Source organism: Candidatus Accumulibacter vicinus, from assembly GCF_000584955.1.
GTDB lineage: Bacteria > Pseudomonadota > Gammaproteobacteria > Burkholderiales > Rhodocyclaceae > Accumulibacter > Accumulibacter vicinus.
This window is the reverse complement of the sequence record NZ_JDSS02000027.1, coordinates 8,585-19,965: the sequence shown is the minus strand read 5'-3', so window position 1 is coordinate 19,965 and position 11,381 is coordinate 8,585. Positions and strand designations below refer to the sequence as shown.

Sequence of the window (11,381 nt, the reverse complement as noted above, 5' to 3'; positions counted from 1 at the left end):
ACGGCGGCGGAAGCCAAGGCACTTGCGGAAAAGGCGGTGGCGTATGTGAAATCGGCGGGTGCCGAAAAGGCGTTTGAGGAGTTTTCGAACAGGGATCCGAAATGGGTGGACAAGGATCTCTATGTCTTCGCCGTAAAAACCGATGGAACCGTGTTAGCCCACGGTGGCAACAAGACGCTGGTCGGCAAGAGCCTGATCGAAATGAAGGACGCCAACGGAAAGCTGTTCATCAAGGAAATGTCGGACCTGACGAAGGCCAAGGGTAACGGCTGGGTCGACTATCTATTCACCAATCCGCAGACGAAAAAGACCGAACCCAAATCCAGCTTTGTCATTGCGCTACCGGGATCCGACGGCTTTCTCGGCGTCGGTATCTACAAATAGCAGACTGGTCTGAAATCTCGAATCGCAGACCCATGCTGCGATTCGAGCGATAGCGGAGGTCGACATGAATTTTCTGGATCGATTGAGTATTGGCGCCAAGCTGTTGCTGGCACCGATGACCATATTGACCTTGCTGTTGCTGCTGGCAGCCAGTTCCTACTACGCACTGACGCTGCAGCAAAGTGCCTTGAGCAATATCTTCCAGGTACGCTTTCAAAATTTCAAGCTGGCATCCGAAAGCGCCGCCAAATCCCAGGAAACCCTCGCCGACAGCTACCAGCTCCTCTCCGCGGCAGCGGCAAACTTTCCGGCTGATCGCCTGAAGGAAATGAGCAAGGCTCTGGAAATCGCACTGAGCGAGATGGGCAGTCAGCTCGGGGAAATCGGCAAGACCGGTTCGCTCACGGCGGAAGAGAAGGAGATCATCGACAAGCTGACCAAGCAACTGGGCGTCTATCGCAAGGCGGCGATGGATGTCGTCGATGTCTCGCTGACCGATTACAGCATGGGCGCAACGATGATCTCGGTGGTGGAGAAGGAGTTCATCGCGCTCACCACCCAGATGACGGCACTACTCGCGCTGGAGCAGCGCTTGAGTAATGAGGCCTACGAACAAGCTCGGGCGACTTCGGAATGGGTGATCAAACTGCTGATCGGCTTGCTGGTGTTGTCGATCGTGCTTGCCCTCTCGGTCAGTTTCATCGTACGGGCACGGATCGTCGCCACCGTCGGGCAGATCAAGTCCGCAGCGACCAATCTCCAGGGGGGGGACTTGACGCACCGGGTACAGGCCGCTGGCCGCGACGAAATCGCCCAGACCGCACGGGCCTTCAACGAACTGATCGACAGCTTCCAGAAGGCGGTGCGCCAGGTACTCGGCGAAGCGGATGCCGTGTCAAACGCGTCGCACAAACTCTCGGCCAGTTCGCACACGGTGGCCAACGGTTCGACACGTCAGGCAGACGCGGCGTCGGCGGTTGCCGCGACCATGGAACAGATGGCGGTCAGTGTGTCCTCGATTGCCGACAACGCGCAGAATGTCAAGGAGACCTCGCGCCAGAGCCTCGACAACACGCAGGCCGGCAACGCATCGCTGAACCGTCTGCAGCAGGAAGTTGGGAACGTTCGCCAGGCATTCGTCGCCATCAATTCCTCCGTCGGGGAATTCGTCCAGAGCACGCGTTCGATCGCCAACCTGACCCAGCAGGTCAAGGAACTGGCGGATCAGACCAACCTGCTCGCCCTCAATGCAGCCATAGAAGCGGCGCGCGCGGGCGAACAGGGAAGAGGCTTTGCCGTGGTCGCGGACGAGGTGAGGAAACTCGCCGAGCGTTCTGCGGCAGCCGCCAACAGTATTGATGGTGTCACCAGAACCCTGGAGCAGCAGGCGGTCGTGGTGGAAGGTTCACTGAGTGAAGGGACCAGTTCGCTGAGCCATAGTGACTCTCACTTGCAGGAACTTGAACGCCTCATCGATGCTGCACACCAATCGGTTTCCAATGCCAGTCGCGGCATTGACGAAATCGCCAATGCCGTACACGAACAGAGCGCCGCTAGTGCCGACATTGCGCGAAACCTCGACGAAATCGTTCGCATGGTGGAGGAAAACAACGCAGCGCTCAAACAGGCATCGACCACGACCGACGAACTCGAAATCCATGCCAGCAATCTACAGAAGGCAGTGGGAATTTTTCATGCCTGATGGCTGGTCGAACGGGTCTCTCGCCCGGAGGGATGGCAACCGCTTGCCGTGATTTTGTCGTTACGACGATCCGCTGGTGTCTCGATACGATCGGCGCAGCACCCCGGTGGCCAGCGCAGTACCCAGGACGACGACGACGCCACCGAAGAGCATGCTGGCGTCGAGTCTTTCGCCGAGGAAAGCGCTGCCCCAGAGGACCCCGAAGAGCGGGATCAGAAAGGTCACGGTCACGGCACGCGAAGCGCCGACGTTGGCAATCAGGCGAAAGAACAGCAGGAAGGCAAGCGCCGTACAGCCCAGGCCAAGGACCGTCGCCGCCACCCACGCCATGCCGCCGGGTGGCACGCTCGGCCAGAACCAGAGCGCGAAAGGCAGCAGGATGATGGCCGCGACGAGTTGCGATCCAGCCGCACTGACCAGCGCGGGAACGCCACCGAGCAACTGCCGGGTCAGGTTGGCGGCCAGGCCATAGGAAAGCGTTGCCAGCAACATCGCGACGATTGCCCAGCCGCTGCCGCCAGGCTTGAAATCGGCCTGGCCGGCGGCGAGCAGCAGGACGCCGGCGAAACCGACGGCCAGACCGGTCTTGCGCCAGGCACCGAGTTGCTCACGAAACCAGAGGGCACCGATCAACGCGGTGAAGATCGGCACCGTGGCATTGAGAATCGAGGCCAGTCCTGCAGTGATCGACAACATCGCCCAGGCGATCAGCACGAACGGTAGTGCCGATCCGAACAGGCCCATCACCGCGATGCCTGGCGCGTGCTCGCGCAGCACCCTGCCCTGCTGACGCAGCATCAGTAGAGGCACCAGAAACACCGCAGCAATCGCAACGCGCAGCCAGATCAGCGCCAGCGGCCCGAACGCCGGCGCAGCGTAACGCATGAAGAGAAAGGAGCCTCCCCAAAGCGCGGCCAGCAGAATCAGATCGCCGAGATCACGCAGTCGCATTGGATCGCAAGTCCCCGGACGACAACCAGCAACGCCAGAGCGATCTGCCGCATGCGTTCAAGCCGGAACCCGGCCGACCGCAGCGATCCAAGGATGCTCGTATGTCGGGGGGTGCCTGGAGAAGGCGAGGCTTAAATGCGGCAGCGAGTGTCCGCGCCAGAACGCAACTCTGTCGAAAGACGCGGGCTTCTCTGGATTCGGCGTGCGGTTTCTTGGAGCCGTTCTGTCGGCGACCCGACTTGCCCCGTTGCAGGCGGCTTTCACATTAACGGTCGTCAAGTGCGACTATCCGGCGCTGGCTGTCGTTCGGATATCGCCGCCGCAGGAACTCGAAAACCGATTCGACGCTGACAACATAAATTCGGTCACTCCAGCGGTACTCACCGGGATGGTCGTCGAACGCGATATGGGCCTTGAACATGCGGCCACCGAGGCGGGTCATGGGGGTCAGTTGCAGCAAAGTCGGCTGATAACCCTCCTGCTGCAGCCATCCCTGCGCTTCCGCACGCGTCACGACGTCGCCTTCGGGCGCCATGGCGCCGGCCAGGGTTTCCAGACACCATTGGTTCGAGTTCTGATAGACCGTGTTGAACGGATACGCGACCGCGCTGTAGCGTTCCTCGTGAAAGCGTCGGAGCTGCACCGGCGAGGCGAGCACCTTCTCCAGAGGCGCTTGCAACTCGGATGGCAAGAGCAGGATGGCGGCTTCGTAGGCAAACACGTCGTCCGCAAAGAAGTTGCCCATTCCCTGCACGTAAAGCCCGGCCTTGGCGGTGCCGCAATGGTTGAGACTATGCACGACCGACCACTGGCCCCCGGCATGGTCGCGCACGGCAAAAGCGAAATGCGAATAACGCAGCTTGTACCTGGAGAGATCCTGTCCGACCCGCGCGACCAGTGCGACGCGCGCACCGGTACCATCGAGCAGGGCGACCACCTTCTGCGCCAAGGCGAGCCCCTGCGATATCGTGCCGGCACCGGCGGCATTTGCCGCGCAGGCCGTACCCGCGTGTCCGTGCAGCGCCCACGCCAGAAGCATGACGCCGGCGACAAGTCGCAGCGTTGCAACCGGCAGCACGGTCATTTCAGCGCTTTGCTGTGCAGCAGAGCGTCGCTGCCCCTGGCAGGAATGTACGCGATCTGTTGCCCTTCGATCTGCAGTATGTGCCCATTGGGATCAGCCACCAATGCGGCCTTCTGCCCGGGCTTGATTCCCTTGCCTTCGATCGCCTGATCGGGGACACGAATCGTACACGCCTTCTGCGTACTCCGTTGTCGAACCTCGACATCGGTCATCCCGTTGCCGGCTGGTTTGACGCTGGCAACTGCCGCGTCCATCAGAGACTGCATCGCCATGAGCGGCAGGGCTGAAGCCATGACGACCACCGAACCGGTCAACAGCACGCTCACCGCCGACGCCTCCGAAACGCCGCGCGCGTGAACAGGTCCAACCGTTCCGACGATGAGACTCATGCAGCAGCAAGAAAGAAACGTTTTCATTCTCCACACCTCCGATGAAAGATCCCGGGTCTCTTTGATGGTCATCTCCTCAGTCCCTGCCAGCCCCCTGAGACGGCTGCAGTTGACGCGCAGTGCTCGCTTATCCAGTGTAGCACCGCATCATGAGCGTCGGCGCGAGATTCTGCCATCGGTCCATGATGTCGGGGAAGCGTGTTCTGCGAGCTTTGCACCGGCACGGAGGCGTCCTCCGAGCAGAGCGTCCTTTTCGACCGGCAGAATCCGCACTGACCGGCCTTCCTTCCTGAGCCTGGCCAGCAGGGCCTGGATTTCCTGGCGGCGACCACTGTCGGCCAGTTTGGTGTACCAGATAGCAAATAACTATCCAATCCATATTTACAATCAATTTAACCAACGGAACAGTTCTTCATAGAATGTCTTCATCGGGTTCCCGGGCAACCAGCCTCGGCTTCCCGAAAATCACTGAACGACGCTGCTCACGGGCATCGAGAAGAAAGACCCTCCGCACGGGAAGAGGTCGAACTTCTCCCCACCCCAACGCTTTCAACCCAGGAGAAACGACGATGAACGCCAAGAAAACCAAAACCCCTTCGATCAATATCGGCATCAGCGCCAGCGAGCGCGAAAAGATTGCCCATGGCCTGTCCGCCCTGCTGGCCGACAGTTACACGCTGTACCTGATGACGCACAACTTCCACTGGAACGTTACGGGACCCATGTTCAATACCTTGCACCTGATGTTCATGGGCCAGTACACGGAACAGTGGAACGCGCTCGACGTCATCGCCGAGCGGATTCGCGCACTCGGCCACCCGGCTCCTGGCACCTACAAGGAGTTCAGCAGGATGAGCTCGATCAGCGAGGTGGAAGGGACGCCCAAGGCCACGGAGATGATCCGGCACCTGGTGAACGCCCAGGAAGCCACGGCACGCACCGCGCGCGAGTTGTTCCCGGTGGTGAACGCCGCGAACGACCAGCCCACCGCCGATCTGCTCACCCAGCGTCTGGAAGTGCATGAAAAGACCGCCTGGATGCTCCGCAGTCTGCTCGAAGAGTAAGTTCCTGAATGAGCGATTGGCATCCGCGACTCACGAACAGGAATCGACCTCAAGTGCCCGAACCCGGTTTTCGGTTGTCCAGCGCCGGGGGAATCTCGCGCGCATCATCCGGTATCAGGCGGAGGCTTGCGCATGCGCATCCTCTCGCGAAAATCGATCGAGATAGAGGTAGATCACCGGCGTCAGGTAGAGCGTCAGGAATTGCGAGAGCAGCAGGCCACCGACCACCGCCAGACCGAGCGGTCGCCGGACTTCGGCGCCCGCACCGAGGCCGAGCGCGATCGGCAGGGTTCCGACCAGCGCCGCCATGGTGGTCATCATGATCGGCCGGAAGCGGATCAGGCAGGCCTCGAAGATCGCGTCGCGCGCGGCCATTCCCGCCTGCCGCTGCTGCGCCAGCGCAAAGTCGATCATCATGATGGCGTTCTTCTTGACGATGCCGATCAGCATGATGACGCCGACGAAGGCGTAGAGACTGAGATCGACGCCAAAGAGCAGCAGCGTCAACAGCGCGCCGAGGCCCGCCGAGGGCAGCCCCGAAAGAATCGTCAGGGGGTGGATGAAACTTTCGTAGAGGATGCCGAGCACCAGGTACACCACCAGAATCGCCACCAGCAGCAGGATGCCGAGTCCCTGCTGTGACGACTGGAAGGCCTGTGCGGTGCCTTGCAGGCTGGTGTTCAGCGAGACCGGGATGCGCAGTTGCTGTTCGAGCCCCTTGATCCGGTCCACCGCTTCACCCAGCGATACCCCCGGCAACAGGTTGAACGACAAAGTGACCGACGGCAACTGCCCCTGATGGTTGACGGTCAGCGCCTGCGTCTTGCGACTGAAGCGCGCCACGGTGTCCAGCGGGATGAGTTTGCCGTTGCTGCTGCGCACATGGAGGCGTGACAGCGCTTCCGGATTGGCCTGGTATTCCGGGGCGACTTCGAGAATCACCTGGTACTGATTGGTCGCGCCGTAGATGGTTGACACCTGTCGCGCGCTGAATGCGCTCTGCAAGGCATCTTCCACCTGCCCATAACTGAGACCGAGCGTCGCCAGCTTGTCGCGGTCGATGTCCAGCGCCAGCACCGGGCTGAGGTGGTTGAGGTTGTTGGTGACATCGACGAATCCGGGCAACTGGCGGAGACGTTCGGTCAAGGTGGCGGTCCATTGGTACAGCTCGCCGAGGTCGGTGTCCTGCAGGGTGTACTGATACTGCGCGGCGGTGAGCTGGCCGCCGATGCGGATGACTGGCGGATTCTGCATGTACACCTTGATTCCCGGCACTTCCGCCAGTTTGGGTCGCAGGCGCTGAATGATTTGATCGGGAGACGAGCGACGTTCCGAGCGGGGTTTGAGGATCATGAAAATGGTGCCGGTATTGGCCGTCGGGCGGATGCCGCCGGCACCCACCGCCGACATGAACGAGCGGATGTCGGGTTCCTGCGCGACGATTTCGGCGAGCGCGCGCTGATGTTTCACCATCGAGGCGAAGGACACGTCCTGTGCGCCTTCGGTGAAGGCAACGATCTGACCCGAGTCACCGCTCGGCAGGAAGTCCTTGGGCACCACGGTGAACAGATGGCCGGTGAGCAGCAGGGTGGCAAAGAAAACCGCCAGCACGCTGCGTGGGTGCGCCATCGCCAGCTTGAGGGTCCGCTCGTAGCCCGCGAGCAGGGCAACAAAAAAACGCTCGAAGATCTGGAACAGACGGCCATGCGTATCAGGCTCGGCGTGCTGGATGTAGCGACTGCAGAGCATCGGGGTCAGGGTCAGCGACACGAAACCGGAGACCAGGATGGCGACGCAGATGGTGACCGCGAATTCGTGCAGCAGACGGCCGACGATGCCGCTCATGAAGAGCACCGGAATGAAAACGGCAATCAGCGAGAGGGTCATCGAAAGGATCGTGAAACCGATCTCGCGGGCGCCCTGGATCGCCGCCTCGAACGGTGTTTTGCCCTGTTCGACATGGCGGACGATATTCTCCAGCATCACGATCGCATCATCGACGACGAAGCCGACACTCAGAGTCAGCGCCAGCAGCGAAAGATTGTCGAGGCTGTAACCGAGGACGGCCATCGCCCCGAAGGTCCCGACCACCGAAATCGGCAGCGCCAGCGCCGGAATCAGTGTCGCCGAGAGATTCCTCAGGAACAGCAGGATCACCAGGATCACCAGGAAGCCGGCCAGGATCAGCGTGAACTGGACGTCGTCGATCGCATCGCGGATCGAGACGCTGCGGTCGAAAAGCACTCTCATTTCGATCGCTGCCGGCAGCTTGGACTGGAACGACGGCAAGATACGCTTGATGGCATCGACCGTCTCGATGGTATTGGCGCCGGGCTGGCGCTGAACCGCCAGGACGATGGCACGCTTGTCGACGTTCCAGCTGGCGATCTTGTTGTTCTCGACGCTGTCGATCGGGGTGGCGACTTCGTCGAGCCGCACCGGCGCGCCATTTCGCCAGGCAACGATCAGTGGGCGGTAGGCCGCGGCGCTGGCAAGCTGTCCGCCATCCTTGATGGCAAAGGTCTGGCGGCTGCCATCAAGCTGGCCGATCGGCTGGTTGACGTTGTTCTGAACCAGCGCCTGTTGCAGTTCGTCGAGGCCGATTCCCCGGCTGGCGAGCTGGTCGGGGTTGGCCTGCACGCGCACGGCGAATTTCTGCGACCCGAAAATCAGCACCTGAGCGACCCCGGGAATCGTCGACAAACGCTGCGCGAGCTGGGTTTCCGCGTATTCGTTCACCAGCGACAGCGGCAGCGTCGGTGACAACATGGCGATGTAAAAGACCGGTGAGTCGGCCGGGTTGACCTTGCGCAACGACGGTGGCGCCGGCATGTTCGGCGGCAACTTGCGCAAGGCGGCGGAGATCGCCGATTGCACATCCTGCGCGGCCGCGTCGATGTTGCGTTCGAGCGAGAACTGCAGGGTGATCGAGGTCGATCCCTGGGCGCTCGTCGAGGTCATCGAATCGAGACCGGCAATGGTCGAGAATTGCCCTTCCAGGGGCGTGGCGACCGCCGCCGCCATGGTTTCCGGGGAGGCGCCGGGCAGATTGGCGGTCACGGCAATGGTCGGGAAATCGACCGTCGGCAATTCGGAAACCGGCAGGGCACGGTAGCCGATCAAGCCGAAAATGAGGAACGCCGCCATCAGCAGCGTGGTCATGACCGGGCGGCGAATACAGAGTTCAGGCAGATTCATCTGGCGCTGCCGCCCGGCTGGGCGGCCGGCATTGGCGTGGCGGCAGTTTGGTCGGTGCTGGCCGCTGCCGGCTGCGCGGGTTTCACCTGCACCAGCGATCCGGGGGCCAGTCTGAGCTGGCCGTCGGTGACGACCGTCTCATCGCTGGCAACGCCCTGGCCGATCGCCGAGAGGCCACGGTAGCTGGCCGACACCTCGATCTTCCTGGGTTCCACGGTGTTGTCCGGCCGGACGACAAACAGGAAGTTGCCGTCCGGCCCCTGCTGGACGGCTTCCGTGGGAACGACCACGGCGTTGCTCAGGGTGGCGAGAGAGAGGCTGACCTGCAGAAATTGTCCCGGGATCAGTTGTTCTTCACGATTTTCCAGCAGGGCCTTCATCTGGATGGTGCCGGTGCTGACATCGACGGTGTTGTCGAGAAACCTCACCGTTGCTGCGAAACGCCGCTCCCGGTTACCGGGAATCGTCACGCTGGCGGGCATGTCGCCGCTTGCCATGGCCTCTCGCACGCGCGGGAGATGCTTCTCGGGGATCGAAAAAGTCACGTAGAGCGGCTGCACGCGATTGACCACGGCCAGCACCGTTTCATTCATCTTGACCGCCGAACCGGGAAACACCAGGCGCGCGCCGACCACGCCCGCAAATGGAGCGCGGATGCGGGTGTAGGCGAGTTGGCGCCTGGCCAGTTCCAGAGCGGCCTGGTCGGCCTTCACCGTCGCGCTGGCTGCGGTTTCGCCAGTGCGCAGTTCGTTGACCTTTTCCTCGGATACGAAGCCGCGTCCCTGCAGGGCCAGATAGCGCTGCACGTCGGCCCTGGCCTTGGCGAGCTGGGCTTCGCTCCGGGCCAGATTGGCCTGCGCCTGCAGCCGCCGTGACTCGAAGTCGCCGGGGTCGAGCCGGACCAGAACCTCGCCCTGTCGGACAGGTTGCCCTGCGCTGTAGTCTACCGCCAGAACCTGTCCGTCCAGCCGTGCCTTCAAGGTCACGCTTTCGTACGCTTCAGCGCGTCCCACCACCTCCAGCAGAATGGGAATATCGCCGAGCGTCGCCCTGGCCACGGTCACCGGCACCGGCGAAGCAGTCCTGACGACCGCGCTGGCGTTGCTCTGACGAGTGCTCTGATACCAGTATCCTGTACCGGCAACGCTGGCCGCGATCACGGCCAGCAACAGCATCTTGGATCTTGTCATTTGGCGTTACCATAACCGTCGGAAACAGGACGAAGAGAGTGAGAGACAGGGGAAGGGTTGTACTCCGAACATCCTGCCGTGGTCAAGTCAGCAAGGTATTCTCGAACGGGCAATTCATGCGATTCCTGCAGTTGTGGTCCTTCTCCTGGCGAATGTTCCGGCGCGACGCACGCAGCGGAGAGTTGCGCCTGCTGGCGGCAGCTCTGGCGGTTGCCGTGGCCGCCCTGACGGCAGTGGGTTTTTTTGCCGACCGCGTGCATCAGGCGCTCGACCGCGAGTCTCACCAACTGCTCGGCGCCGATCTGTTGCTGACCGCCGATCATCCGTGGCCGCGAGCCCTGGTCGACGAGGCACGCGCGCGCGGCCTGCAGGTGGTCGAGACCCGCACCTTCCCGAGCATGGTGACACGCGGCGAGCGTGACGGGCTGCGTGCGCAGCTTGCCGAGATCAAGGCGGTCGGTGCCGCTTATCCGCTGCGCGGCACCCTGCGCATTGCGCCGGCGCTCAATGTTCCGGATGCACCGGCGCGTGGCGTGCCGGCTGCCGGAACGATCTGGATCGACGAGCGTCTGGCCTCGGCGCTGGGCGCGCGTGTCGGCGACCTGATCGTCGTCGGGCAAAGTGCTTTGCGCCTCGATGCCATCCTGACGCTGGAACCGGATCGCGGCATCAACTTCTTCAGCGTCGCGCCGCGCCTGTTGATGAACCTCGACGATCTGCCGGCCACCGCCCTGCTGCAGGTCGGCAGCCGCGTCGGCTACCGCCTGTTGCTGGCTGGCGAGCAGTCGCTGGTGAAACGTTTTCAGCGCGACCTCAAGCCACGCCTGACGCGTGGGCAGCGCATCGAAGACCCGCAGAACGGCCGCCCGGAGATCCGTACCGCGCTCGAACGGGCGCAGAAATTCCTTGGTCTTTCGGCGCTGCTGACGGTGGTGCTGGCGGCGGTGGCGGTGGCGCTGGCGTCGCGACGCTACGGGCAACGCCATCTCGACCCCTGCGCCGTGATGCGCTGTCTGGGCGCGACACAATCCTTGCTGTTGCGCCTGTACCTGGGCCAGTTTGCCGTGCTCGGCGTACTCGCGGCGAGCGTTGGCTGCGCGCTCGGCTACCTCGCCCATTTCGTCCTGCATGCCTGGCTCGCGCAGTTGCTGGCGACGCCACTGCCGCCGCCGGGCCTGCTGCCGGCCGTGCAGGGGGTGGCGGTCGGCCTGCTGCTGCTTTTCGGTTTTGCCGTGCCGCCCCTGCTGCAGCTCAAGAAAGTGTCGACGCTGCGGGTTCTGCGCCGCGAACTGGGCCCTCCGCGCAGCGGTCTGCTCGGCGGCTATCTGCTCGGCTTCCTGGCGCTGGCTGGCCTGATGTTCTGGGTGGCCGGCGAAGTCGAGCTGGGTGCCTACGTGGTCGGCGGCTTCAGCGCCGCGC

Annotated in this window: 9 protein-coding genes; 4 read left to right on the top strand and 5 right to left on the bottom strand. The window is 62.5% G+C overall.

Annotated elements, in window-relative coordinates; translation table 11 throughout:
• Together CAPSK01_RS12560 and CAPSK01_RS12555 are read left to right on the top strand one after the other, a co-directional pair.
• On the top strand, positions 1-384 hold a 384-nt coding region (locus CAPSK01_RS12560), incomplete at its 5' end, for a cache domain-containing protein (protein ID WP_034927104.1).
• Positions 385-448: 64 nt separating this feature from the next.
• The gene (locus CAPSK01_RS12555; RefSeq protein ID WP_273703615.1) at positions 449-2,086 is read left to right on the top strand and encodes a methyl-accepting chemotaxis protein; all 1,638 of its coding nucleotides are present in this window, start codon (positions 449-451) and stop codon (positions 2,084-2,086) included.
• Positions 2,087-2,146: 60 nt separating this feature from the next.
• Here the strand turns inward: CAPSK01_RS12555 and CAPSK01_RS12550 are convergent, their stop codons facing one another.
• The 3 genes from CAPSK01_RS12550 to CAPSK01_RS12540 all read right to left on the bottom strand — a co-directional run bounded on the left by CAPSK01_RS12550 (position 2,147) and on the right by CAPSK01_RS12540 (position 4,537).
• Entirely contained in the window at positions 2,147-3,037 is an 891-nt protein-coding gene (locus CAPSK01_RS12550) for a DMT family transporter (RefSeq protein WP_034927098.1), read from the bottom strand.
• A gap of 265 nt (positions 3,038-3,302) precedes the next feature.
• Positions 3,303-4,121 carry a DUF2145 domain-containing protein gene (locus CAPSK01_RS12545; protein WP_034927095.1) on the bottom strand — a complete coding sequence of 273 codons (819 nt, stop codon included), beginning with the start codon at positions 4,119-4,121 and terminating at the stop codon, positions 3,303-3,305.
• On the bottom strand, positions 4,118-4,537 hold the full coding sequence (locus CAPSK01_RS12540) for a hypothetical protein (protein WP_273703614.1): 420 nt from the start codon (positions 4,535-4,537) through the stop codon (positions 4,118-4,120). Before CAPSK01_RS12540 ends, CAPSK01_RS12545 begins: the two co-directional genes overlap by 4 nt.
• A gap of 542 nt (positions 4,538-5,079) precedes the next feature.
• Between CAPSK01_RS12540 and CAPSK01_RS12535 the strand changes: the two genes are divergently transcribed.
• Complete coding sequence (locus tag CAPSK01_RS12535; RefSeq protein WP_034927092.1) at positions 5,080-5,574, top strand: Dps family protein; 495 nt, start codon at positions 5,080-5,082, stop codon at positions 5,572-5,574.
• Positions 5,575-5,688: 114 nt separating this feature from the next.
• On the opposite strand, the gene CAPSK01_RS12530 is transcribed toward CAPSK01_RS12535, so the two are convergent.
• Both CAPSK01_RS12530 and CAPSK01_RS12525 read right to left on the bottom strand, forming a co-directional pair.
• Positions 5,689-8,772 (bottom strand): efflux RND transporter permease subunit, encoded by a 3,084-nt coding sequence (locus tag CAPSK01_RS12530; RefSeq protein WP_034927089.1) that lies wholly within the window; start codon positions 8,770-8,772, stop codon positions 5,689-5,691.
• The gene (locus CAPSK01_RS12525) at positions 8,769-9,962 is read right to left on the bottom strand and encodes an efflux RND transporter periplasmic adaptor subunit (protein ID WP_034927086.1); all 1,194 of its coding nucleotides are present in this window, start codon (positions 9,960-9,962) and stop codon (positions 8,769-8,771) included. The genes CAPSK01_RS12530 and CAPSK01_RS12525 overlap by 4 nt, the downstream gene beginning before the upstream one ends.
• Positions 9,963-10,078: 116 nt before the next feature.
• On the opposite strand from CAPSK01_RS12525, the gene CAPSK01_RS12520 reads away from it, so the two are divergent.
• Positions 10,079-11,381: FtsX-like permease family protein (locus CAPSK01_RS12520; protein ID WP_034927084.1), on the top strand; the 1,303-nt coding region annotated here is incomplete at its 3' end.